Source organism: Arthrobacter sp. Y3224198 (genome assembly GCF_059090025.1).
In genome coordinates this window covers 1-21,990 of record NZ_JBNHFG010000039.1, presented here as the reverse complement: position 1 = coordinate 21,990, position 21,990 = coordinate 1, and the positions used below count along the sequence as shown (strand labels likewise).

Sequence of the window (21,990 nt, the reverse complement as noted above, 5' to 3'; positions counted from 1 at the left end):
GCCGGGCCGGAAGGAGGCCGCGGCGCCCGGCCGGCGCGCAGGCGTACCGGTCCAGCCGGGCGGCCCGCAGCGGACAAACGGGGGTCCTGCCACGGGTGGCAGGGGTTCCGACAAGACTGCGGACAAGGCATCGTCGAAGGGCGGTGCTCCTCGGAACGGGGCACCGGGAAAAACGGCCAAACCCGCTCCGACAGGTGCCATGGCAGATGCCCTGCGTGCTGCCGGCCTGTTGAAGTAGCCGGGAAGGCCGGTCGAGGTCAGTCGCCGGGCCGGTCCGCGTCCTCATCGGCCTGTTCCGGGGAGGCAGGCACCGTGCCGGCGGCATGTGTGCCCTGGTCCTCACGGATGTTTCCGGCGGAGTGCGCGGCGCTGCCGGGTGTGCGGGGTTCCCCGGTGGGTCCGGGCTGGGGTGCGCTGGGACCCAGGGGGTCCTCGGCGTCGTTGGCGGGTCCGGTGGGTTCAGTGGTCACGGTGTTCCTCTCGGCAGGGCTTTAGTTGCGATCGATGAGGGTGCCCAGCAGGCTGCTGTCCATGGCGGCCAGCAAGGCCCGGGGGTTTTCATAGATTTCTTCGGCTCCGGCCTCGCGCAATTCCGCTTCGCTGGTGCCGCCGCAGGTGAGCCCGATGGTCGGGATGGACAGCTTTCCTGCTGCCTTGACGTCCCAGACCGAGTCGCCCACAAACACCGTGTCTGCCGCGTCCAGGCCGCCCGACTCCAGTGCCGCTTCGAGGATGTCGGGGGAGGGCTTGCTGGCCTCGGCGTCGCCGGAGCTGGTGGCACCGCTGATGGCGGAATCAGCGTCGATCACGGTGCGAAGATACTTCAGCTCCGCTTCGGAGGCCGACGAGGCCAAAACCACGGTGAGGTCCTTGCCCGCACAGGCCTTCAGGAGGTCGCTGGCGCCGTCAAAGGATCGTAGCGACGGCCACCAGGTGGAGAAAATGGCACCGTGGGTGGCGTCCAGTTTCTCGTCCTCGTCCTGGTTCCGGTCCTCGCCCAGGAGGTGCTCCACCAGCTTGTCGCCGCCCATGCCGATGGCGCGGTGGATGGCGGACATGGGTACGTCGTGTTCCATGCGGCGGAAGGCCTGCCACCAGCAGACCGCGTGCAGGTAGTTGGAATCCACCAGGGTTCCGTCCACATCGAAAAGGACGCCCCGCTTGCCGTTAGCCGAACTGCTCATGCTCTGCCGCCTCCGCTGTGCTTGGTGCTGATGTTTAGTGTTGAGTCTAGTGCTGCCCCGTCTTCCGGGCTGCCTCCCGGCGGACCCAGGAACTCCCGGAGCTGCTGTTCCAGGACGCCCTGGTCCTTGAGTTCACACTCCCAGACCGTCAGGGTTTCCCACCCTGCAGCCTCCAGCTGTTGCGTGGCGGCGGCGTCCCGTTCCACTGTGCGGGCCCGTTTTGCGGACCAGAAGTCGCTGTTGGTGGCAGGCGCATGCTGCCCCGCGCGGCAGGTGTGGACGTGCCAAAAACAGCCGTTGACGAACAGGACTTTCCGTCGGCCGGCAAATACGAGGTCAGGTTTGCCCGGAAGTTTGGTCTTGCCGAAGGTGCCGTGCAATCGAAATCGGTAACCGGCAGCATGCAGCAGCCTGCGGATCAGGAGTTCAGGCTTGGTGTTTTTACCGCGGATGCGCGACATGTTCCGGCTGCGCTGCTCCGGGGTGAGGGTATCGGCCATGGTTCCAGTCTAGGAACGGGTCACAATTCGGCGTCGTGCTACTCGGTTTATGGAACGGGGGATTTGCAAACCCGTAAGGTGGCTTACTATTAGAGTCACTGATAAGCCCCTTACAAGGAGGTAAGTGATGTCGGGCTACTTTAAGCTGGTGGACGCCCACGAGGGAAGTTACCGGATCAAGCTCATTTCAGGTGACGGAACACTGATGGCGGTTTCCACCACCTTCGACACCAAGCAGGAAGCAGCGGCGGGAATTGAGCAGCTGAGGGAAATTGCCGGAACCGGTCCCGTGGTGGATCAGAGCCAGGACGCAGACGTTCTGGGCGCCGCCAAGAGTTCGGCCCGCAGGGCAGCCGCCAGCTGAATCGACGAACACGCAGAACAGGCCCCCGCCCTCCCGAAAGGGGAGGGGCGGGGGCCTGTTCCGTGTGGGCCGGTGCCCGCTTAGGTCTGGTCTTCGCCGCCCTCAGCGGGCTCCTGCGGGTGCTCCTGCACCTGGTTCTTCTCGTCGTCGCCGTTGCCTTCGGCAGGCTGCTGCGGACGCGTCCGGTTGGCGTCCTTTTCCTCGTTACCCTGTTCGCTCATGGGATTCTCCCGTCAGTTCCACGGCCGGCACCGGCAGTCACCGGTTCTCTCAAAAGAGCGGCCCTACGGACCAGTCTAGGAACCCCGGTCCCGATGCAACAGGTTGGGGCACGGGTGACGAGGACACCCGGCCCCGGATGCTGGCCAGTACCGGGCCCTGCCGGTAGCGTGAGCCGGATGCAGCCCAAAGACGCAGACGTCATAGTTGTTGGAGCCGGATTGGCCGGCCTGGTAGCCACCGCTGAGCTGGTGGACGCCGGCCGCACCGTGATCCTGGTGGAACAGGAGGGTGAGCAGAATCTTGGCGGGCAGGCGTGGTGGTCCTTTGGCGGATTGTTCCTGGTCGATTCGCCGGAACAGCGCCGGTTCCGGGTCCGGGATTCGGTGGAGCTCGCCTGGCAGGACTGGCTGGGCACCGCCGGTTTTGACCGCGAGGAGGACTTCTGGCCGCGCCAATGGGCCGAGGCCTACGTGAACTTCGCAGCGGGGGAGAAGCGTGCCTGGCTGCAGCAGATGGGACACCGGTTCTTCCCGGTAGTGGGCTGGGCTGAGCGCGGCGGATACGGGGCCAGCGGGCCGGGCAACTCCGTTCCCCGCTTCCACATCACCTGGGGGACCGGCCCCGGGATCACCGCGCCGTTTGAAGCCAAGGTGCGCGACGGCGTCGAACACGGGCTGGTCCGGCTGGCCTTCCGCCAGCGGCTCGATGACCTGGTCCTGACTGACGGAGCCGTCACCGGGGTGCGGGGCAGCATCCTGGAACCAACGACGGCGCCGCGCGGCACAGCGTCCTCCAGGGCGGTTGCCGGGGAGTTCGAATTCACTGCTTCCGCGGTGGTGATAACCACCGGCGGCATCGGCGGAGACCACGAAGCCGTCCGGGCAGCCTGGCCGCACCGGATGGGTCCGGCGCCCGAAAATATGCTCAGCGGTGTGCCCGAACACGTGGACGGACGAGGGATCGGCATTGCGCAGGCGGTCGGCGGGCGCGTGATCAACCCGGACCGGATGTGGCACTACGTGGAAGGCATCCGCAACTGGAATCCGGTGTGGAAAAATCATGGCATCCGGATTCTCCCCGGACCGTCGTCCCTGTGGCTGGATGCTGCAGGAAACCGGCTGCCGGTGCCGCTGTTCCCCGGATTCGACACCCTGGGCACCCTGGAGCACCTGCGCCAAACCGGCTCCGACTACAGCTGGTTCATCCTCAATAAAGCCATCATCCGCAAGGAATTCGCGCTCTCGGGGTCGGAGCAGAATCCCGACCTGACGGGCAAATCGATCGGCGACGTCATGAAACGGGCAACGGCCGGGGTTCCGGCGCCTGTGCAGGCGTTCCTGGACCATGGCGAAGACTTCATAACGGCAGATTCGGTGGAGGAACTAGTGGCGGGTATGAACCGGCTGGCGAAGGGTTCCCAAGGGGACGCACCGGAACTTTCGGCGGATGCGGTCCGGCGTGAGTTGGAGGCCCGGGACCGGGAAATCCGTAATCCCTTCAGCAAGGACTCGCAGGTGACGGCCATCCGCGGCGCCCGCTCCTATCTGGGGGACCGGTTGATCCGCACGGCTGCCCCGCACCGCATCCTGGACCCCAAAGCGGGACCGCTGATCGCCGTGCGGTTGTCGGTGCTGACCCGCAAGACCCTCGGGGGTCTGCAGACCGACCTCCAGTCACGGGTGCTGGGGAACGACGGCGCCCCCGTGCCGGGACTCTTCGCCGCCGGGGAGGCGGCGGGATTCGGTGGCGGTGGAATGCACGGCTACCGGTCCCTGGAGGGGACGTTCCTGGGTGGCTGCCTCTTCAGCGGCAGGGCCGCGGGGCGGGCAGCAGCCGGCTGATCGGTACGGACGGCGTAAAATGACGCTGGCCGGGACCCGCCCTTGGGCGGCCTCCCGGCCAGCAGTCTGCGTGACTATGGTGCTAGCCGGCGTAGCCCATGTTGCGGGCCTGGCGGTACTGCTTCATCTGGTTGAAGTAGGCGTTGGCCGGAGCGGTGTAGAACAGCACCACTGCGACGATCGGCAGGATGATGGACACGAGGGTGATGATCCCTGCGGCAGATCCATCGATTCCGATCAGGCCGAAGAGGGACAGGGCGGCGAAGACCGTGATGACGATGCGTGCCCAGTTGTGGCCCTTGCGGGCAAAGATGGCGAACAGCACGCTCACTGCGACGCTGATGACCCCGACAACGAGGGCAACGACAATTCCGACTGTGATGGCCGTATCCACTTCCGCGGAGGTGAGGCCGCTGGTCTGTGCAAGTTCGCTGCGGCTCTCATCGGATCCTAGGTAAATGATGGACAGGACCGCACCGATGATGCTGATGACTGCGGATGCAATCAACAGCCAGAATCCGCGGTCCACCGCCGCCGGACGCGCCGGCTCCGTGGCCTGCGGCGCAGGCTGGCCGCTGCTGTAAGCGCCGTAGTTGTAGCTTTCAGGCATGCTCATAACGTTCCCCTTTTATGTGCTTTTCTTTATGCGAATTATGAATGGTGAAAACCCACTGCAAACAGCCTAGCGAAAATAAAAAGTGTATTGCTCCCCCTTGCGGGGGAGACTTTGCTGGTCCCCGCGGGGTACGACCGTTGCCGGAAGCCCCGAGGGTCGCCGAAAGCTCCGGCACCGCCCGGCCGTCGAACATCCGGTCCGGAATAACACCGCCGGGTTCTTCGTTGGGATCTACATGCAAACGCATGAGGAGAACCGAATGGTGAACGTAGTAGTGGTATCGGGCGGATTGGGTGTGCCCTCGTCATCCCGCATGCTGGCCGATTCCCTGTCGGAGGCCGCCCGGGCTGAGATCGGCGACCACGGGCTCGACGCGACCGTCGCCACCTTTGAACTGCGCGAATACGCGGTGGACATCGCAAACGCCATGGTGACCGGTTACGCGCCGCCGAAGTTGCAGGCACTGATCGACCAGGTGGTAGCGGCCGATGCGCTGGTGGCAGTCACCCCTGTATTCACGGCGTCCATGAGCGGGCTCTTCAAGTCCTTCTTCGACGTTATCGACAACACCGCCTTGGACGGCAAACCGGTGCTGATCGGCGCCACCGGCGGAAGCCCGCGCCACTCCATGGTCCTGGACTATTCCCTGCGGCCCATGTTCAGCTACCTGCGCGCCCGCGTGGCTCCCACCGGTGTTTATGCCGCCCCCGGTGACTGGGGTGCCGGTGAGGCGGGAGCCGGGCCCTTGGATGCCCGGGTGCGCCGGGCGGCCGGTGAACTGGCCGCCCTGCTGACTGACGGTTCCGTGTCCGGAAAGGCCGCCCCGGGTGTATCCCGGACGGAAGCCCTTCAGTCAGGCGATGCGGCCCAACGTCCGACAGGGTCCGCGGACCGTTCCCTGCCGGGTCTGCCCCGCCTCGCCCCGTCGCTGCCCTTCGAAGAGCTGCTGGCCCAAACGCAGCGGAAATAACCGGACCCGGTGCCCCGGTTGATCCGGGGCTTTCGGTGCTGTATCGGTTCCCGGACCTGCCCTGCCCGGAGCCATCCCGCCTATACTTCTGGGACCTCCAGAGCACAGGAACGGGGTCCGTTCATGGAACCGAGCATCGCGATCCTTCCGGAGCCCAGCGCCTACCTGATCAGTGCAGTCCAGGCGGGAGGAGGCGTCGTCGAACCGCTTTCCGCTGCAAGCAGCGGACTGGTCCTGACCGGCGGACTGTCCCAGGACGCCCTGGGAACTGTGCTGTCAATGCATCCCGAGCTCGCGTGGATCCAGCTTCCGCTGGCCGGGGTGGATCAGTATGAGGACCTGATGCAGCGCAATCCCGGTCTGCAATGGACCAGCGGCAAAGGCGCCTTCGGCCAGCCGGTGGGGGAGTTTGCCCTTGCCCTGATCCTGGCCCTGCTGCGCTCCGTGGACACCTTTGCCCGTGCACAGACCTGGGGCGGGCCGCAGGGCACCACGTTGCATGGAAAGCGGGTCGTGATCGTGGGCGCCGGTGGAGTGGGCGGGGAGATCATCCGGCTCGTTTCGACGTTCACGGAGCACATCACCGTGGTTCGTGAACATCCAGTGCCGGTTCCCGGCGCGGAAAAGACCGTCACGGACGAAGGTTTGGATGATGCCTTGCGGGAGGCTGATGTCCTGGTCCTGGCGGCACCGATGACCAGCCGAACGGACCACCTCATGGATGCCCGGCGCCTGGCTCTGCTCCGGCCCGAGGCGTTCCTGGTGAATATCGCCCGCGGGCCGTTGGTGGAAACCGCAGCGTTGGTCAGTGCGCTGGCTGAGGGAAAACTCGCCGGAGCGGCACTGGATGTCACGGATCCGCAGCCGCTGCCGGACGGGCACCCGCTGTGGACCGAACCGCGCGCACTCATCACCCCGCACACCGGCGAAACCGAGGAGATGATCCGCCCCTTGTTTGCCCAACGTGTGGAACGCAATGTCCGCAACCTGGGCGCGGGGTTGCCACTTGTTGGGCTGGTGGACGTCCGCGCCGGGTACTGATCCGGCGGACAGGTCAGGTGTCGACGGCTCAGGTGTCGACGGCGGGCCCGGAGGCGACGTCGCCGTCCCAGCCGAGATTGCGCGCCATCCGCTGCAGCACGGTCAGCAGCGCCGCATATTCCTCTTCGGCGATGTTGTCCGTCATTAGCTGCCGGATCCGGTCCACCGCACCGCGCAGGTTCTCCAGGCTGCGGCTGCCCAGATCGGTGAGCCGGTAGTGGCCGTCCTCCAGTGCCACCCAACCTGATTCCCGCAGTTCCTCGATCAGTTCCGCGGACGTGCCGGTTTCGACAGCCGGGAAAAAGGGCCGCAGCCCGTCAGAGAGCTGTTTTTGGGTGGCCGGGCCGTCCACCAGCAGGTTCATCATCTGCCACTGCCGCCGGGTCACTCCGTGTTCCTCAAAACTGGCGCCGAACTGGTCATCGACCATCTGGTCGACGAGCTTGAGCCAGAATCCGATGGGACGCTCCTGATCAGCCATCACCCCACTGTACAAATCAATCAGCGCCGCGGGAAGAATCCCCGGCCGCTGCGCTTAGCCGAACCGTGCCTGCGTGCCGCACCGCGGGCACGGTGCGGACTTGGCCAGCTCCAAGCAGACGACGCAGACCGGCTGCTGCCCGGTGTCATCGAGCAGCGGACGGTTGGGCATTACCTTGCCGCAGTAGGGGACGGGGCGGCGGGCACGGCGCAGTGCCTGCCGCTTACAGGGGGTGCAGAACACATGCACCAGGTCATCTTCGTCCGTGGGCCGGGCCTTGGCGGGCCGGACCAGTGTAGCTTCCTGGACGCTCATTGCCTTCCTCGGTGTGGCGGGGCCGCGCACACCGGCTCGGGGCGGGCATCGCGCAGCATCATACGTTTCCACGTTAGCCGTTTCTCTACAGCGTGTAGAAATCGGCCGGGGAGGGGTCTACTGCAGCAGCGCCCGGATGTCCTCGGCGGTGAGCGCGGAACTGAAGACGGCGTCGTCGTCCATCACCGAGGTGAACAGTTTCGCCTTCTGCTCCTTCAGTGCCATCACCTTTTCCTCGATGGTGTCCCGTGCCACCATCCGGTAAACCATCACGTTCTTCTTTTGCCCGATCCGGTGGGTGCGATCGACCGCCTGTGATTCCGCCGCCGGGTTCCACCAGGGATCAAGGAGGAAAACGTAGTCCGCCTCCGTCAGGTTCAGGCCGAAGCCGCCGGCCTTGAGGCTGATGAGGAACACGGGCACCACGCCGTCCTTGAAGGAGGCAATGACCTCGGCCCGGTTGCGGGTGGAGCCGTCCAGATACGCGTATTTGATGCCCGCCTCATCCAGGCGCTCGGCGGCCTTCTTCAGGAAGGAGGTGAACTGGCTGAAGATCAGGGCGCGGTGGCCCTCGGCTGTGATGTCTTCGAGCTGCTCGAACAGGACATCCAGCTTGGCGGACGGGATCCCCTCGTATTCCTCCTCCACCAGGGAGGCATCCAGGCTGAGCATGCGCAGCAGGGTCAGCGAGCGGAACACGATCATCCGGTTCCGGTCCATGTCCTGGATCAGTCCCATCAGCTTCTGCCGTTCGCGCTGCAGATGCGTCTCGTAGATTTTCCGGTGCTTGGGGTGCAGTTCCACCTCCAGGACCTGTTCCTGCTTTTCGGGCAGGTCCTTGGCCACCGCCTCCTTGGTGCGGCGCATCAGCAGCGGGCGGATCCTGCGGCGCAGCCGTGCCAGCAGTTCCGGACTGTCACCGCGTTCAACGGGCCGCTGGTACTCGTCCGCGAACTTCCGGGCGGAGGGGAACAGTCCCGGAGCCACAATGGCGAAGAGCCCCCACAGCTCCATCAGGTTGTTTTCCATCGGCGTGCCGGTGATGGCCAGTTTGAACGGTGCCGGCAGATCCCTGGCGCACTGGTGCACGCGGGTGACCCGGTTCTTGACGAACTGCGCCTCATCCAGGATCAGGCCGTCCCAGTCCAGTTTCCGGTAGGACGCGAAATCCAGCCGGAACACGGCGTAGGAGGTGATCACGACGTCGGCGCCGGCTACCACTTCGGCCAGCGGGACTTTGGACTTGCCGCTGGTGTCATGGACCGTAACCACCTTCAGTCCGGATGTGAAACGGGCTGCTTCCATGGCCCAGTTGGGCACCACGGAGGTGGGGGCCACCACCAGGAACGGCCTGCCGGCGGGCATGCCGGGCTGGTCCGGACCCTGCCGTTCCGCAGCCTGCCGTTCCCGCGCATGGGCGAGCAGTGCAAGCGTCTGCAGGGTCTTGCCCAGCCCCATGTCGTCCGCGAGGATTCCGCCCAGGCCGTGGTCCCAGAGGAACGCCAGCCAGTTGAAACCTTCATGCTGGTAGGGGCGCAGATTGGCCTGCACGCCAGCCGGCAGGGGGACCGGGTCCACGGACTCCAGGTCCAGCAGGGCGGAGACAGATTCCCGCCACGCCACCGCTTCCTCGGTTTCTTCGGCCAGTTCTTCCAGCTCCGCCCAGAGCCCGGCCTGGTAGCGGCTGATGGTCAGTTCGCCGGTGTCCCATTCCTGCAGCCCCTGCGCCTCATTGATCAGGGCGTGCAGGTGTTCGAATTCCGGCCGGTCCAGGGAGAGATAGGTGCGGTCCACCAGCAGCAGCTTGGTCTTCCCCTGTGCGATGGCCTTGAAGATATCCGCGAAGGGGACCAGCCGCCCTTCCACCGTGACCATCACGGCCAGGTCAAACCAGTCGCGGCGTTCGGTCTCCACGGTGGTGATTTTCAGCTTGGGTGCTTCCAACAGTTCCCGGTAGTCCGGCCGTTCGCCGGAGATCTCCACCCGGAGCCCGTCCGTTTTCTCCACGTCGGGCAGCACGTGTTCCGTGAACTCGGCGGCCTCGATGCCGCGCAGGGTGCGGTTCCGGGGGACGGCGTTGATGGTTTTTCCCGCGGCGGCCAGCAGGGCACCTTCGGCGGGGATATCGCGGTAGGACGTGTCGGCGTCGTCGCCGGCGGATTTGCCGGTCAGCGGCAGCCGGGTCACCGTGCTGCCGTGCCGGTATTCCCACTCCCAGCCCAGGGTCAGCGCGTCCTCTGCTCCGAACGCAGCAGTGAGCACCAGCACCGGCGGAGCAATTTCCGGGAACCGGACAGACTCGTCACTGCTGGTGACGGGCAGAACCTGGCGCAGCCGCGGATAGAACTTTTCCAGGAACACGGGAGCATCCGCCTGGGGCACGGTGACCGGGGCGCCCTGCAGCAGCAGGCCCTTGTCCTGCTCGGTCAGGGTTTTGGCCGTGGGCGCCAGCGTGACGGTGTTCGACGCCGACCGGACGTAGATACCGTGGCTGCCGATGATCCCGGCAGCCTCCAGTGGGACCGGTGACCCGTCGATCTCCAAGGTGGGCAGCAGCCGCAGCGGCGCCGGGGTGTCCCCGCCGGCGGCCCGGACATCCAGGGACAGCACGGCGAGCTTGCCCACCCGGATCTCCATGTCCTTTTTGCTGCCCACAAAGGGGATGCCCAGCCGTGCGGCTTCCTCCAGCAACTGCCACAGCAGCGGGTTGGCGAAATCGTCCAGGTACAGCCAGGAGTCGTTCTGGCCGAAGTAGCTGACACCGTTGGAGCGGTGCAGGGCCGGGAACTGGGAGAACCAGCGGTGCTGGTCCGGGTCCAGGCGCAGCCCGTAGGTCTGGTAGCTGATGTTGCTCCACGCCAGGTTGTTCTTGACCCAGTTGCCCTTGGCATTGCGCACTACCGGACGGACGCCGAGCCGGAAGGGAGTGGCCCGGTGCCGGCTGCGCGGTACCGGGGCGCCCCAGCGGGAATCGGACGCGGCAACCACGTTCCGCAGTTCGAACTGCAGCGCCAGGGGAGTGGTCTCAACAGGCCGGTTTCCCTCTGCCAGATCGGCATCGATCAGGGTCTGCAGGGACTGCTGCCAGGCGGGCACCGTGGGGCGCAGGGCCGGGGCAGACAATTCCTGCCGGGACAGCAGGTGCTCGGTATTGCTCTGCAGCGCTGCCGCTGCCACATGCTTGCAGTCAAACCCCAACGGGCAGCTGCAGTGGTTGTCCAGCAGCCGGTAGTCGCCCTGGCGCTTGGCGCCGAGCTGGAGCATGGTCCGGTACGGCACCGGCGCGGTGCCGCGGACCTGTGCGCGCAGTACTTCGGCCTTCGCATCCCACTCCAGCGCTTCAACCGCGCCGCTCTTGGCATAGGTCTGTCCCCGCTGGAACGCCGAGCCGCCAACCACGCGGATGACGTCCGTGACATCGACGAGCGGAGGGGTTTCGGACATGGTTTTATCGTCTCACGCAGCACTGACCGTTTCCGCCGCGCCCGCCGGGGACGGATTTGGTACCCGCCGGGGTGGCGTGCCTAGGATGGCGGTAACGCGGATCACAACGGCGTGATCTGCGTGTCAAGACTTTCCCGGCTCAGCCGGTGGCACCTGCCGCGGCGCAGGCCTGCCGGACAAAGGAATACACCGCAGCCGTGAGCTCTGCCGGTACGGCCATCCTCACCTGGCCCGTATACCCGCCTGCCGTGACGGACAGGGGAAGCAGGGCCCCCACCTTGTCTTCCGCCAAGGCATGGGCGTCGCAGCGCTGCGGAGCAAGCCGCAGGGAAAACTCGCGGGGGCCGTCCGTTCCCCTGACCGTTATTTCCTCCGGCCAACTTCCCGCGGCCGCCAGTAACGGTGTCTCAGCGATTCGGTGCAGGACCAGGCTCCCGGCGCTGCCTCCGGGTTCCACGAGGATCCGGGCCACGGCGGTGCTTCCATCCGGTGATACCGCCAGTTCCGGGGCAAGGTGAAACCGCGCGACAGCATCCATCTCCTTTTGCAGGCAGTCCTGCTGGTGCATTGTGGCGAAATCACCGCGGGGGTCCGCAGCAACCAGACGGACCTGCCCGGTCTGCAGCTCAACCGTTGCGGTGGAAAGGCCGCGGGGCGGCGTGCCGGTGCACAACGGTGCCGTCAACGGGACCGGCAGGCTGACGGTCGCTCCGGGAGCAAGACGCACCGGCCCGGGACGGGTGGGAACCCAGGACTGCGGCCCCGTATACAGCCCGGTGCCCAGGGATGCGGCGGAGATGGCAACCGGCACGTCCGTCCGGTTGGTGATCCGGAGCTGGACGGACCGTTCTCCGGCGGAAAGGCGGCTGGCAGACAGCTCGGCGCTCAGTGTTTCCGCCGCCGGGGAAGCGCCAGGCGCAGAGACCGGCGGCGCCGCGGGGTCCTCCCTGCCGGGACGGGCGACGACGGCGGGCAGGCTGTTCGCTGCCACCCAGGCCGCGACCAGGAAGATGACCACTGCAAAGATCCGGCTGACCAGGCGGTCATCCAGCCGCCGGGACAGCCGGGCAGCAACGAACGAAGCGGTGACGGCCACAGCTGCGAAGGACAGCGTGAGTGCCCAGTCCATGGTCAGGCCGGCCAAATGGGCGGAGAACCCGGAGGCGGAATTGATGGCGATCACCGCCAGCGGTGTTCCGACGGCCTGCTGCAGCGACACCCGCAGCACGAGGGTGAGGGCCGGGATCAGCAGGAAGCCGCCGCCCACCCCGAGCAGCCCGGTGAGGAATCCGACGAGCAGGCCCACGGGCACGCCGCGGATGAACAGCCCGGCCGGTGGCGACCCCTCCAAGGGCGTCTCCGGGCTCCCCGGAAACAGCATCCGGATGCCGGCCGGCACCATGATCCCGGCAAAAACCAGCATCAGCACATCAGGGTCCAGCCGTTCACCCAGCGCGGCGCCGGCCCAGGAGGCCGGCAGGCCGGCGACACCCAGGACGACCACCAGTGTCCAGCTGATTCCGGCGTGCCGCCGGGGGGAGGAGCCCGGCGAGCGAGGACAGCCCCACGACGAGCAGGGAGGTGGGGACGGCGTCGTCGGGCGCCAGTCCCACCAGATAGACCAGGGCCGGGACCGCGATGATCGCCCCGCCGGCACCGACCAGGCCCACCACGGTGCCCACCACGACGGCGACAGCCGCTCCCAGCACACCCATGGGATCCACGCTCCCATGCGGCCGGCCGCCGGCACAGGTGCAGTCCGGAAGGGCCCTTCCCGGCGTGCTATCTTATGGGAGATAAATCTGATTTATTGTTGCTTCGGTCACGCCAAATCAGATGTAATGGTGCGTCTGAGGAGACTGTTGTATGCCGTCGTCGGTTCCCCCGCTGGTTGTTATGGGTGTTCAGGGTAGTGGCAAGTCCACCTCCGGCCGGGCCATCGCCCAGGCGCTGGCCCTGCCCTTTATCGACGGCGATGACCTGCATCCGCTCAGCAACAAGGAAAAAATGGCCTCCGGGCATCCCCTGACCGATGCCGACCGGGAACCCTGGCTCGAAGCCATCGGGACCGCACTGGCGGACGGACTCGCCCGCGGCGAATCCACCGTCATCGCCTGTTCAGCGCTGAAGCGCCGGTACCGTGACCTCATCCGCTCTTTCGCTCCGGACACCCGGTTTGTGCATTTGGCCGGTAATCAGGACCTGATTGCCGAGCGGTTGACGCACCGGGACCACGAATACATGCCGCCCACCCTGCTGGACTCGCAGTTTGACACCTTGGAACCGCTGGAAGCCGATGAAGCCGGCATCCACGTGGACATCAGCCTTACCCCCGCCGAAATCGCGGCCTTCGTGGCCGCGGAACTCACCGGCCACTGATAACGCGTTACCCCCCTTCCCCAGATAGGACAAAGATGACCGATCTAGAACTCAACTGGACGTTGAGTACGCCCGGATTGCTCCTGGTCGCCGTGGCAGCCATCGCGCTGCTGCTGGTGATGATCATGAAGTTCCGTATTCACGCCTTCCTGGCGCTGATTACCGTCAGCCTGCTCACTGCCGTCGCCACCGGTATTCCTGCCGCCAGCCTGGTGCCCACACTGCTGTCCGGTTTCGGCACCACCTTGGGCAGCGTTGCCCTATTGGTCGGCCTGGGCGCCATGCTCGGCCGGATGCTCGAAGTCTCCGGCGGCGCAGAAGTCCTCACCAACGCGCTGATCAACAAGTTCGGGCAGAAGCGGGCCTCACTGGCCCTGTCCGTAGCCTCGCTGATGTTCGGCTTCCCGATCTTCTTCGACGCCGGCCTGGTGGTGATGCTCCCAATCATCTTCACCGTGGCACGCCGCATGGGCGGGTCGCTGCTGACCTATGCCTTCCCTGCAGCCGCCGCGTTCTCCGTGATGCACGTGTTTGTGCCGCCGCACCCCGGTCCCGTGGCCGCCACCGGGCTGCTGGGTGCGGACATCGGCCTGGTCCTGATCTTCGGCCTGCTGGTAGCCATTCCCACGTGGTACGTGGCCGGCTACCTCTTCGGCACGTTCCTGGGCCGCAAGTTCGACATTCCGGTGCCGTCCATCCTGGATGCCCCCAGCGGCTCGGCCGAATCCGAATTCCGCTCCGCCCCCAAGCTCGGCACCATTGTCACGCTGCTCCTGCTGCCGTTTGTGCTGATCTTCCTCAACACCGGCCTGAACATGCTGGCTACGGCCGAGGTGGTTTCCCTCGAGGACAGCTGGGTGCAGATCCTGCGGACCCTGGGCGAAACGCCGGTTGCCCTGCTGATCACCGTGTTCCTGGCCATGTGGCTGCTCGGACGCCGTGAGGGCAAGAGCGGCTCCCTCATCGAAACCGTGGTGGACAGTGCCCTGGGCCCGGTTTGCTCGATCATCCTCATCACCGGTGCCGGCGGAATGTTCGGCGGAGTGCTGCGTGCCAGCGGCATCGGCAACGCCATTGCCGAGTCGCTCGACGCCGTCGGCCTGCCGGTCATCGTGGCCGGTTTCCTGATTGCCGCCATCGTCCGCCTGGCCCAGGGCTCGGCCACCGTTGCCCTCACCACGGCGGCCGCCCTGGTCCAGCCCGTGGTCCTGGACAGCCCGGACTTCAACGGAGTCCAGGTGGTGGCCATTGTGCTGGCACTGGCCGGCGGTTCGGTCTTTGCCGGGCACGTCAACGACTCCGGATTCTGGCTGGTCAGCCGGTTCTTCCAGATGGACACCAAAACCACCCTGAAGACCTGGACCGTGGGCCAGGCGCTGATCGGCGTGATCGGTTTCGTCTTCGCGCTGGTCATTTACCTGGTCGCCGCACAGTTCTAGTCCAACGGAGCCACTGATGAACACCAATCTGTTCGACATCTCGGGCCGGGTCGCACTGGTGACCGGGTCCAGCCGCGGAATCGGGCACGCTATTGCGCGCGGTTTGGCTGCGGCCGGCGCGGTGGTGGTGCTCAACGGTCTGGACCCGGACCGGCTGGAGGAAGCCCGTAAGCGCCTGGCCGCGGAGTTCGGGGCGGACCGCATTTTCGCGTCCCGCTTCGACGTCACGGACGCCCGTGCAGCGGCCGACGGCGTGGCCTGGGTGGAGCGCGAAGTGGGACCCCTGCAGATCCTGGTCAACAACGCCGGGGTCCAGCACCGGGTTCCGCTGTTGGAGTTGGATGTCCAAGACTGGGACCGGGTCCTGCGTACCAACCTCACCAGCGCGTTCCTGGTGGGGCGGGAAGCAGCACGGCATATGATTCCCCGCGGTGCCGGAAAGATCATCAATGTTGCTTCGGTCCAGGCGGACCTGGCCCGCCCCACCATTGCGCCCTACACCGCCTCCAAGGGCGGACTGCGCAACCTCACCCGCGCCATGACGGCCGAGTGGGCCGGGCAGGGCCTTCAGATCAATGCCATTGCACCGGGCTATATCCACACCGAAATGACGCAGAACCTGGTGGACGACGAGGCTTTCAACGGGTGGATACTGGGGCGCACCCCCGCGCACCGTTGGGGCAGGGTGGAGGACTTGGTCGGGCCGGCCGTGTGGCTGGCCTCGGACGCGTCGAACTTCGTAAACGGTCAGGTTGTCTTCATTGACGGCGGCATGACGGCAGTGGTCTAACCGGACCACCTGGAAAGGATGGTTGCAATGGTGGAAACCCCGGCTGAAACCTTGGGTGTTGTTGCCCATGGCGCAGGAGACATGCGGGTGGAATCCGTGGCCCTGGCGGCGCCGGGGCCACACGAAGCGGTGGTGGAGATTGCGTACGGCGGGATCTGCGGATCCGATCTGCATTACTGGCAGCATGGCGCCGCCGGCGAATCCATCCTGCGGGCTCCCATGGTGCTGGGCCATGAGGTGGTGGGCCGGGTGCTCGTGCCGGCCGCAGACGGCACCGGCCCGGACGCCGGAACAGCTGTTGCGGTGCATCCGGCTACTCCGGGGGACGGGGACGGCTCGCGGTATCCCGCGGACCGCCCCAACCTCTCTCCGGGCTGCACGTATCTGGGCAGCGCAGCACGGTTTCCCCACACCGACGGCGCGTTTGCCCGCTACGTAAACCTGCCGGCCAGGATGCTGCGCGCGCTTCCGGCCGGGCTGCCGCTTCGCCGGGCCGCTCTGGTGGAGCCGGCCGCGGTGGCCTGGCATGCGGTGTCCCGCGCCGGAGATGTCCGGGGCAAACGGGTGCTGGTGGTGGGCTCCGGGCCTATCGGGGCGCTCATCACGGCCGTTCTCCGGACCCGTGGAGCCGGGGAGATCATCACCACGGACATGCACGCCAAACCCCTGGAGATTGCCCGCTCACTCGGTGCCGCGCGAAGCCTGCCGGCTACCGACGCCGAGGCCATTGCGGCCGTTGATGCCGATATCTGTTTTGAATCCTCGGGAAGCTACCGCGGACTGATGTCCGCCGTCACCGGAGCCACGCGCGGCGGGCGGGTGGTGATGGTCGGTCTGCTGCCGTCCGGAGAGCAGCCGGCATTGATCTCATTGGCGATTACCCGTGAACTCGAACTGGTGGGCTCGTTCCGGTTCAACGGCGAGATCGACGAAGTCATTGCCGCGCTGGCCGACGGCACCCTGCAGGCGGACGCCGTCCTGACCCATGAGTTCGCCGTGGAGGATGCCTTGGAAGCCTTTGAAACGGCGCGGGATGCGTCCCGGAGCGGGAAAGTGCTGTTGCGCTTCAGCTAGGGACATCCGGTGCTAGGTTTGGCCGCATGAGCGACTTCGACGACCTCCAGGACTGGTCTTCCCGCCTGCTGGCAGGCGAACGCCTGCGGTTCCGGGAACTGCGTGAACCGGACCTTCCGCACCTGTCCGCGTGGTGGAATGACCCGTCCCAGGCCGTCCTGCAGCAGGAGCGGGTGGCCGCCCGGCCGGAGGACTACGCTGCCGGCCTGTTCCGGACCTGGAGCAAAAACGATTCCGCCTCGGGCTTCGGCTACAGCATCGTGAATCCCGGCGAACGGCTGATCGGACACATCAGCGTTTGGGGGATCTCCGTTCCCGAGCGGATCGCCACCATGGCAATCATCATTGGCCCCGAATTCCAGAACCAGGGCCTGGGCCGGGAAGCCCTGCGCCTGGGCCTGCGGATCGTGTTCGAGGAGATGGGTGCGCACAAGGCGGAACTGCAAACGTGGTCCTACAACGCACGGGCCATCCACCTGTATACCTCTCTGGGCTTTGTGGAAGAGGGCCGGCGCCGTGCCGCCGTGTATCACCGCGGGGCGTTCCATGACCAGGTGTTGCTGGGACTGCTCGAGGAGGAATACCGGCAGCTGCAGGGCGGTCAGGAACCGCCGGAACGCTCCGGCGCGCAGCCTTCGACCGCGTAGGCTCCGGCTGCATAGCTTTCGATACCGGCCAGCCAATCTCTCAGCAGCGCGGAGACCACCGCCGGGCGCTCCAGATGCACGTTGTGTCCGGCGGAATCCAATACGGCGAAGGTTCCGCGGACATAGTGCTCCCGCAACGCCACGCCGTCGTTGTAACCGGTGACGTGGTCCTGCCGGCCGAAGATATGCAGCGACGGGGCATCGAAGGCCTCGGGGAAGTCCGCTTCGGGTTCCCGGGACAGCGCGTAGTTTCCGGCAATCCGCTGGAGCACCGCCTGGTCCCCGGCCTGCAGGCCGGGCAGGATGTACTGGTTGAAGGCCGCGAGTGCCTGGCGCGTCTGCACCACCGCGAGCGCCAGGAAATCCTCGTGTGCCGGTCCCAGTGCCGGATCCCGGACCAGGACCTGCCGGAGCGGAAGATCGCGGTCCTCGTGCCGGGCGGTGAAGACCGCCGCGAGGGTGGCGAGTCCAAGCACTTGGGAACGCAGCTTATGGGCCACATAACGGGCGATCATTCCGCCAAAGGAGTTGCCGATGATGGCAAACGGCTCATCGCCCAGATACTCCCGGAGTTCGGCCACAACCATGTCGGCCACGTCCTGGCTGCCTGCCACCGCGGCGGAACTGCGCGCTGAGCCCTCCTGCACCACCCAGGGAAGATCCAGGTAGATGCGCCGCCACGGTGTGCCGTCCAGTGCCTGTTCCAGGGGAAGCATGATCCGGTGGTCCAGCTCAAAGCCGTGCACCAGCACCAGCGGCCGGCCTTCTCCTATGTCTCGGGCTATCACCGGTTCATCCTAAACGGACGGACGGCGGTTCCCCGCGACGGTGACTGTCCGCGGCGCGGCCGCCGTTCAGGCGGATCCGGGAGCGGGTAACGGGGTAAAGATCCGCGGCTCGTCGGCCCAGACGCTGCCCACTTCCGCCATGGTGCGCCGCATGATCTGGTCCATGGCCAGCCGTGCCGCCTCCGGTTCCCCGCCGGAAATCGCATCGGCCACATCCATGTGCAGCTGCAGCGCCTCCTCGTGCGGGCGGTCCGGCATCAAGCCGTAATCCGTGCGGCCCCGCAGCACTTCGGCAATCATGGACTGCATCTGCGCGAACATCTCATTGCCCGAGGCCGCCAGCACCAGCCCGTGATAGTGGATGTCCAGGTCCAGGAACTGCTGCAGGTCCCCGGCACGGCCCACGGACCGCATTTTGGCGGCCACGGCCAGCAGTTCCGCGCCGAGGTCAGCGGGGGCATGCCGGGCGGCCAGTTCGGCGGCCGCGGGTTCGACGGCGGAGCGCAGCTCGGTCAGCGAGCGCAGCTGGGCGCCCTTGCCGGAGGCGGCAAGGCGCCAGCGGATGACCGACGGATCAAAGACATTCCAGCGGGTCTCGGGAAGCACCCGGATACCCACCCGCTTGACCGTTTCCACCAGGCCCAGGGACTGCAGCACGCGCACCGCTTCGCGGGCCACCGAGCGGGAAACCTCCAGCTCGGCCTCCAGGTGCTCGGAATGCATGGTGTCGCCCGCCGCGAGCTCACCGGAAATAATCCGTTTTCCCACGGATTCAATCACCAGGTTATGCAGCCGGGAACTCATGCAGCTGCCGAAATTCGAATCACCAGTTCATTCTATGCATCGGGGACTTTCCGCACGGCGGATATTCCGGAGCGCCGGACAACGGATCAACCGTCGGCTCCTTTTATTCCCACTCCGCCGCACGCGTAAAACCGTTGTGCATTCGCCGGGCCAGCCATAGCGTGACCGCACAACCCAGCTGCACAAAAGGAGCCATTCCAATGCCTGCCAACAACACTGCTGAAAATACGAAGCTTTACGGCGTTTTCGCCGCCACCGGCAAACAGGGCTCAGCCACCGCTGAGGCACTGCTGGACCAGGGGGCCCGGGTTCGCGCCATGGTGCGGCGGACCGATTCCGAACAGGCCCGGGACCTGGCAGCCCGCGGCGCCGAGGTGGTCCTGGCGGACCTGGACCAGCCCCAGACCCTCCGCCCGGCCATGGACGGCGTCGACGCGCTCTGGTTCATGACCACCATGAACACCCCCGACGGCCCGGCCGGGGAACCACTGATGGCCAAGGCCCTCGGCGACGCAGCGGTGGAGGCCGGCGTCGGGCGCCTGGTCTTCAGTTCCGTGGACGGCGCCGAACGGAACAGCGGCATTCCGCACTTCGACAGCAAATACGACGCCGAGCAGTACCTGCGGCAACTGCCCATCGGGCTGACCGTGGTCCGCCCGGTCTTTTTTATGGAGAATCTGCCCTGGCTCACCGCCGTGGAAAACGGAGAAACCGTGGTCCGGATGGCTTTGCCGGACGGGATCCCGCTGCAGATGGTGGCGGTGCGCGACGTCGGCCGCGTCGCCGCTGCCGCCCTGCTGGACCCGGAAGCCGTACCCGGGGCAGCCGTGGGAATTGCCGGAGACGAGCTGACCGGAAGCGGGATTGCCGAAGCAGTGGGCGCCGCCGCCGGAATGCCCGGACGCTACGAAGCCCTTTCCCTGGACGCGTTGGAAGGACAGACCGACTCGCAGGCGATGTTCCGCTGGTTCGGCCGGTTGCCGGCGTACCAAGCCGACTTCGAAGCCACCGGCACGCTCACCGGCGGGGCACTGGACCTGGCCGGCTGGCTGGCGGAGACCGGCTGGAAGCCCTAAACGGCTGCGCTGTTGCCCTGCGGCCGGACTACGGGGAAGCTGCCGTGCGTCGGCTCATCCTCTTCAAAGTGGTTGGCGGCCCGGCCCACAATCAGCGGATCCGGGCTGTGGACAACGGCATGGTCCTTGTTGGGATAATCCACCGTGTCCAGGACATGGCGCATGGCTTCGAGCCGGGCCCGCTTCTTGTCATTCGACTTCACCACGGTCCACGGCGCATCACCGGTGTCCGTGTAGAAGAACATAGCCTCCTTGGCCTCGGTGTACGCATCCCACTTGTCCAGGCTGGCCAGATCCGTGGGGGAGAGCTTCCACTGTTTGACCGGGTCCGTCTCCCGGGCCGCGAACCGGGCCACCTGCTCGGCGCGGCCCACCGAAAACCACAGTTTGTGCAGCAGCGTGCCGGAATTGACCAGCATGCGCTCCAGTTCGGGAACCTCGCGCATGAACTCCAGATACTGCGCCGGCGTGCAGTACCCCATCACCCGCTCCACTCCGGCCCGGTTGTACCAGGACCGGTCCATCATCACTATCTCGCCGCCGCTGGGCAGGGTGCGGATGTACCGCTGGAAATACCACTGGGTGACTTCTTCGGAGGTGGGTTTCTCCAGCGCCACCACCCGTGCGCCGCGGGGGTTGAGGTGTTCGTCGAAGCGCTTGATCGCCCCGCCCTTGCCCGCGGCGTCACGCCCCTCGAAAATCAGGAGCATCTTCTGCCCGGTCTCCTTGACCCAGAGCTGCATTTTCAGCAGTTCGATCTGCAGCTTCCGCTTCTGCCGCTCATAGGTGCGCCGGTTCAGCTTGGTGTCATAGGGGTAGTTCTGCCGCCAGGCATCGTCATCCACCTTGATCTTGAGCTTTTTGGCTTTCTGGTTCAGCTCCTGCAGCTCGTCCAGTTCCTGGGCGTAGTCCTCCGTCACCGCCACCTGCTGGCCGTCCGGCGGAGCCGCATCACGGGCATCCCGCTCCGCCAGCTGCTCGTCCAGCTCCTTGATTTCCTTGGTGCCGTTCTTATTGCTTGCCACAACATCTCCCATGCCGGCTGCCGGGTCAGTGGTTCGAATTTACGCGGCATGGTCTACGGATTGGAAGAGGTTCCTGCTCCGCGTACCGCGGCCGGACTGCGGCGCGCCTGAGCCGCGGCGGTGCCGGTGCCGCCGATAATGGATGGCGATGACTTCCCTGCGCACCAAAGTTCTGTCCCTGCTTGCCCTCCCTGCGGTCCTCTTCGGCGCCGCGGGCTGCACTCCGGATGCCGACGCCGTATCCGGCCCGACGCCGTCGTCCGCCGCCGCCACGGCCGCGGACCCCGGAACGTCCCCCGGCGATGCCGCCACGGCACCCGCCGACACATCCGCTCCGGTGGTGTCGGCCGGAACGGCGCTGGAGCAGCTGGCAAGCATCCCGATCAAGGGCCGTGCACCCAAGACCGGATACGACCGTGAGCAATTCGGCCCGGCCTGGGCCGACGTGGACCACAACGGCTGCGATACCCGCAACGACATCCTCGCCCGGGACCTGGTGGATGTGGTCTACAAGGACGGCACCAAGGAATGCGTAGTGGCGTCGGGCACCTTCCATGATCCCTACACCGGGGCCACCATCAGCTTTGTCCGCGGCAATACCACCAGCACCGCGGTGCAGATCGACCACATAGTGGCGCTGTCCGATGCCTGGCAGAAGGGCGCCCAGCAGCTCTCGGCCGAGGAGCGCCGGCAGCTGGCCAACGATCCGCTGAACCTGATGGCCGCCGACGGCCCGGCCAACGGCGCCAAGTCCGACGGCGACGCCGCCACCTGGCTGCCGGCCAACAAGGGCTTCCGCTGTGAGTATGTGGCACGGCAGACCGCGGTCAAGGCCGAATACCGGCTGTGGATGACCCAGGCCGAACACGATGCGATTGCCACGGTCCTGTCCGACTGCCCGGATGAGCCGGTACCGGACCGGGGCGGCACCGCCGCCGTCTCGCTCCAGCCTGCCGCGCAGGCGCCGGCGGACAAGGCGCCGGCGGACAA

At 66.3% G+C, this 21,990-nt stretch carries 22 protein-coding genes and 1 pseudogene; 11 read left to right on the top strand and 12 right to left on the bottom strand.

All coding sequences use genetic code 11. The annotated features are described in order from the left end of the window. Nucleotides 1-257: 257 nt before the first annotated feature. From AC5RUF_RS14760 to AC5RUF_RS14750, 3 genes are read right to left on the bottom strand one after another with little or no spacing between them, the layout of a single operon-like run. A complete protein-coding gene (locus AC5RUF_RS14760; RefSeq protein ID WP_494131083.1) occupies nucleotides 258-470 on the bottom strand; it encodes a hypothetical protein in 213 nt (70 codons plus the stop codon). A gap of 21 nt (nucleotides 471-491) precedes the next feature. After that, complete coding sequence (locus tag AC5RUF_RS14755; protein WP_494131082.1) at nucleotides 492-1,184, bottom strand: HAD family hydrolase; 693 nt, start codon at nucleotides 1,182-1,184, stop codon at nucleotides 492-494. Beyond that, nucleotides 1,181-1,684 (bottom strand): very short patch repair endonuclease, encoded by a 504-nt coding sequence (locus AC5RUF_RS14750; RefSeq protein WP_493996376.1) that lies wholly within the window; start codon nucleotides 1,682-1,684, stop codon nucleotides 1,181-1,183. The genes AC5RUF_RS14755 and AC5RUF_RS14750 overlap by 4 nt, the downstream gene beginning before the upstream one ends. Before the next feature lie 127 nt (nucleotides 1,685-1,811). On the opposite strand from AC5RUF_RS14750, the gene AC5RUF_RS14745 reads away from it, so the two are divergent. Beyond that, nucleotides 1,812-2,048, top strand: coding sequence for a YegP family protein (locus AC5RUF_RS14745; RefSeq protein ID WP_493996377.1), 237 nt, complete (start codon nucleotides 1,812-1,814; stop codon nucleotides 2,046-2,048). Nucleotides 2,049-2,128: 80 nt separating this feature from the next. Here the strand turns inward: AC5RUF_RS14745 and AC5RUF_RS14740 are convergent, their stop codons facing one another. Beyond that, nucleotides 2,129-2,269 carry a hypothetical protein gene (locus AC5RUF_RS14740; protein WP_493996378.1) on the bottom strand — a complete coding sequence of 47 codons (141 nt, stop codon included), beginning with the start codon at nucleotides 2,267-2,269 and terminating at the stop codon, nucleotides 2,129-2,131. A 177-nt stretch (nucleotides 2,270-2,446) separates the two neighbouring features. On the opposite strand from AC5RUF_RS14740, the gene AC5RUF_RS14735 reads away from it, so the two are divergent. After that, nucleotides 2,447-4,111, top strand: a complete 1,665-nt coding sequence (locus AC5RUF_RS14735; RefSeq protein ID WP_494131081.1) for an FAD-binding dehydrogenase — start codon at nucleotides 2,447-2,449, stop codon at nucleotides 4,109-4,111. Between the two features lie 82 nt (nucleotides 4,112-4,193). Here AC5RUF_RS14735 and AC5RUF_RS14730 read toward each other — a convergent pair whose 3' ends face one another. Continuing rightward, nucleotides 4,194-4,727 (bottom strand): hypothetical protein, encoded by a 534-nt coding sequence (locus AC5RUF_RS14730; RefSeq protein ID WP_494131080.1) that lies wholly within the window; start codon nucleotides 4,725-4,727, stop codon nucleotides 4,194-4,196. A gap of 259 nt (nucleotides 4,728-4,986) precedes the next feature. Here AC5RUF_RS14730 and AC5RUF_RS14725 point away from each other — a divergent pair, with 259 nt between their 5' ends. Next, nucleotides 4,987-5,697, top strand: coding sequence for a CE1759 family FMN reductase (locus AC5RUF_RS14725; RefSeq protein ID WP_494131079.1), 711 nt, complete (start codon nucleotides 4,987-4,989; stop codon nucleotides 5,695-5,697). A gap of 123 nt (nucleotides 5,698-5,820) precedes the next feature. Further along, complete coding sequence (locus AC5RUF_RS14720; RefSeq protein WP_494131078.1) at nucleotides 5,821-6,738, top strand: NAD(P)-dependent oxidoreductase; 918 nt, start codon at nucleotides 5,821-5,823, stop codon at nucleotides 6,736-6,738. A gap of 28 nt (nucleotides 6,739-6,766) precedes the next feature. Here AC5RUF_RS14720 and AC5RUF_RS14715 read toward each other — a convergent pair whose 3' ends face one another. The 4 genes and pseudogenes from AC5RUF_RS14715 to AC5RUF_RS14700 form a co-directional block, all read right to left on the bottom strand. Then, complete coding sequence (locus tag AC5RUF_RS14715; protein ID WP_493996383.1) at nucleotides 6,767-7,219, bottom strand: MarR family winged helix-turn-helix transcriptional regulator; 453 nt, start codon at nucleotides 7,217-7,219, stop codon at nucleotides 6,767-6,769. Nucleotides 7,220-7,273: 54 nt separating this feature from the next. After that, nucleotides 7,274-7,534 carry a hypothetical protein gene (locus tag AC5RUF_RS14710; protein WP_494131077.1) on the bottom strand — a complete coding sequence of 87 codons (261 nt, stop codon included), beginning with the start codon at nucleotides 7,532-7,534 and terminating at the stop codon, nucleotides 7,274-7,276. Between the two features lie 117 nt (nucleotides 7,535-7,651). Next, nucleotides 7,652-10,978: a DEAD/DEAH box helicase gene (locus tag AC5RUF_RS14705; RefSeq protein ID WP_494131076.1), complete on the bottom strand. Its 3,327-nt coding sequence runs from the start codon at nucleotides 10,976-10,978 to the stop codon at nucleotides 7,652-7,654. Nucleotides 10,979-11,117: 139 nt separating this feature from the next. Next, a pseudogene (locus AC5RUF_RS14700) lies at nucleotides 11,118-12,693 on the bottom strand (sulfite exporter TauE/SafE family protein). Between the two features lie 181 nt (nucleotides 12,694-12,874). Between AC5RUF_RS14700 and AC5RUF_RS14695 the strand changes: the two are divergent. The 5 genes from AC5RUF_RS14695 to AC5RUF_RS14675 are packed head-to-tail and all read left to right on the top strand — an operon-like array spanning nucleotide 12,875 to nucleotide 17,307. Then, the gene (locus AC5RUF_RS14695) at nucleotides 12,875-13,357 is read left to right on the top strand and encodes a gluconokinase (RefSeq protein WP_494131075.1); all 483 of its coding nucleotides are present in this window, start codon (nucleotides 12,875-12,877) and stop codon (nucleotides 13,355-13,357) included. Nucleotides 13,358-13,392: 35 nt separating this feature from the next. Next, on the top strand, nucleotides 13,393-14,796 hold the full coding sequence (locus tag AC5RUF_RS14690) for a GntP family permease (protein ID WP_493997797.1): 1,404 nt from the start codon (nucleotides 13,393-13,395) through the stop codon (nucleotides 14,794-14,796). 16 nt (nucleotides 14,797-14,812) lie between these two features. Next, nucleotides 14,813-15,586 (top strand): SDR family oxidoreductase, encoded by a 774-nt coding sequence (locus AC5RUF_RS14685; RefSeq protein ID WP_494131074.1) that lies wholly within the window; start codon nucleotides 14,813-14,815, stop codon nucleotides 15,584-15,586. Between the two features lie 18 nt (nucleotides 15,587-15,604). After that, on the top strand, nucleotides 15,605-16,660 hold the full coding sequence (locus AC5RUF_RS14680) for an L-idonate 5-dehydrogenase (RefSeq protein ID WP_494131073.1): 1,056 nt from the start codon (nucleotides 15,605-15,607) through the stop codon (nucleotides 16,658-16,660). Between the two features lie 26 nt (nucleotides 16,661-16,686). Further along, entirely contained in the window at nucleotides 16,687-17,307 is a 621-nt protein-coding gene (locus AC5RUF_RS14675) for a GNAT family N-acetyltransferase (protein ID WP_494131072.1), read from the top strand. Here the strand turns inward: AC5RUF_RS14675 and AC5RUF_RS14670 are convergent. Next, the gene (locus AC5RUF_RS14670) at nucleotides 17,262-18,095 is read right to left on the bottom strand and encodes an alpha/beta fold hydrolase (RefSeq protein ID WP_494131071.1); all 834 of its coding nucleotides are present in this window, start codon (nucleotides 18,093-18,095) and stop codon (nucleotides 17,262-17,264) included. The two genes, AC5RUF_RS14675 and AC5RUF_RS14670, sit on opposite strands and share 46 nt — an antisense overlap. A gap of 66 nt (nucleotides 18,096-18,161) precedes the next feature. Then, a complete protein-coding gene (locus tag AC5RUF_RS14665; protein ID WP_494131070.1) occupies nucleotides 18,162-18,899 on the bottom strand; it encodes a FadR/GntR family transcriptional regulator in 738 nt (245 codons plus the stop codon). Nucleotides 18,900-19,099: 200 nt separating this feature from the next. Here AC5RUF_RS14665 and AC5RUF_RS14660 point away from each other — a divergent pair, with 200 nt between their 5' ends. Continuing rightward, nucleotides 19,100-19,975, top strand: coding sequence for an NmrA/HSCARG family protein (locus AC5RUF_RS14660; RefSeq protein ID WP_494131069.1), 876 nt, complete (start codon nucleotides 19,100-19,102; stop codon nucleotides 19,973-19,975). On the opposite strand, the gene ppk2 is transcribed toward AC5RUF_RS14660, so the two are convergent. Beyond that, nucleotides 19,972-21,000, bottom strand: coding sequence for a polyphosphate kinase 2 (gene ppk2 / locus AC5RUF_RS14655; RefSeq protein WP_493998602.1), 1,029 nt, complete (start codon nucleotides 20,998-21,000; stop codon nucleotides 19,972-19,974). The genes AC5RUF_RS14660 and ppk2 overlap by 4 nt on opposite strands. A gap of 148 nt (nucleotides 21,001-21,148) precedes the next feature. Between ppk2 and AC5RUF_RS14650 the strand changes: the two genes are divergently transcribed. After that, on the top strand, nucleotides 21,149-21,990 hold an 842-nt coding region (locus AC5RUF_RS14650; protein WP_494131068.1), incomplete at its 3' end, for an HNH endonuclease family protein.

Excerpts from the sequence above, each read along its gene's own strand:
- AC5RUF_RS14720 (WP_494131078.1), top strand. The coding sequence starts at position 5,821 with ATGGAACCGAGCATCGCGATCCTTCCGGAGCCCAGCGCCTACCTGATC.
- AC5RUF_RS14750 (WP_493996376.1), bottom strand. The coding sequence starts at position 1,684 with ATGGCCGATACCCTCACCCCGGAGCAGCGCAGCCGGAACATGTCGCGC.
- AC5RUF_RS14690 (WP_493997797.1), top strand. The coding sequence starts at position 13,393 with ATGACCGATCTAGAACTCAACTGGACGTTGAGTACGCCCGGATTGCTC.
- AC5RUF_RS14740 (WP_493996378.1), bottom strand. The coding sequence starts at position 2,269 with ATGAGCGAACAGGGTAACGAGGAAAAGGACGCCAACCGGACGCGTCCG.
- AC5RUF_RS14735 (WP_494131081.1), top strand. The coding sequence starts at position 2,447 with ATGCAGCCCAAAGACGCAGACGTCATAGTTGTTGGAGCCGGATTGGCC.
- AC5RUF_RS14730 (WP_494131080.1), bottom strand. The coding sequence starts at position 4,727 with ATGAGCATGCCTGAAAGCTACAACTACGGCGCTTACAGCAGCGGCCAG.
- AC5RUF_RS14680 (WP_494131073.1), top strand. The coding sequence starts at position 15,605 with ATGGTTGCAATGGTGGAAACCCCGGCTGAAACCTTGGGTGTTGTTGCC.
- AC5RUF_RS14695 (WP_494131075.1), top strand. The coding sequence starts at position 12,875 with ATGGGTGTTCAGGGTAGTGGCAAGTCCACCTCCGGCCGGGCCATCGCC.
- AC5RUF_RS14660 (WP_494131069.1), top strand. The coding sequence starts at position 19,100 with ATGCCTGCCAACAACACTGCTGAAAATACGAAGCTTTACGGCGTTTTC.
- AC5RUF_RS14715 (WP_493996383.1), bottom strand. The coding sequence starts at position 7,219 with ATGGCTGATCAGGAGCGTCCCATCGGATTCTGGCTCAAGCTCGTCGAC.
- AC5RUF_RS14725 (WP_494131079.1), top strand. The coding sequence starts at position 4,987 with ATGGTGAACGTAGTAGTGGTATCGGGCGGATTGGGTGTGCCCTCGTCA.
- AC5RUF_RS14745 (WP_493996377.1), top strand. The coding sequence starts at position 1,812 with ATGTCGGGCTACTTTAAGCTGGTGGACGCCCACGAGGGAAGTTACCGG.
- AC5RUF_RS14685 (WP_494131074.1), top strand. The coding sequence starts at position 14,813 with ATGAACACCAATCTGTTCGACATCTCGGGCCGGGTCGCACTGGTGACC.
- AC5RUF_RS14705 (WP_494131076.1), bottom strand. The coding sequence starts at position 10,978 with ATGTCCGAAACCCCTCCGCTCGTCGATGTCACGGACGTCATCCGCGTG.
- AC5RUF_RS14755 (WP_494131082.1), bottom strand. The coding sequence starts at position 1,184 with ATGAGCAGTTCGGCTAACGGCAAGCGGGGCGTCCTTTTCGATGTGGAC.
- AC5RUF_RS14665 (WP_494131070.1), bottom strand. The coding sequence starts at position 18,899 with ATGAGTTCCCGGCTGCATAACCTGGTGATTGAATCCGTGGGAAAACGG.
- AC5RUF_RS14710 (WP_494131077.1), bottom strand. The coding sequence starts at position 7,534 with ATGAGCGTCCAGGAAGCTACACTGGTCCGGCCCGCCAAGGCCCGGCCC.
- AC5RUF_RS14675 (WP_494131072.1), top strand. The coding sequence starts at position 16,687 with ATGAGCGACTTCGACGACCTCCAGGACTGGTCTTCCCGCCTGCTGGCA.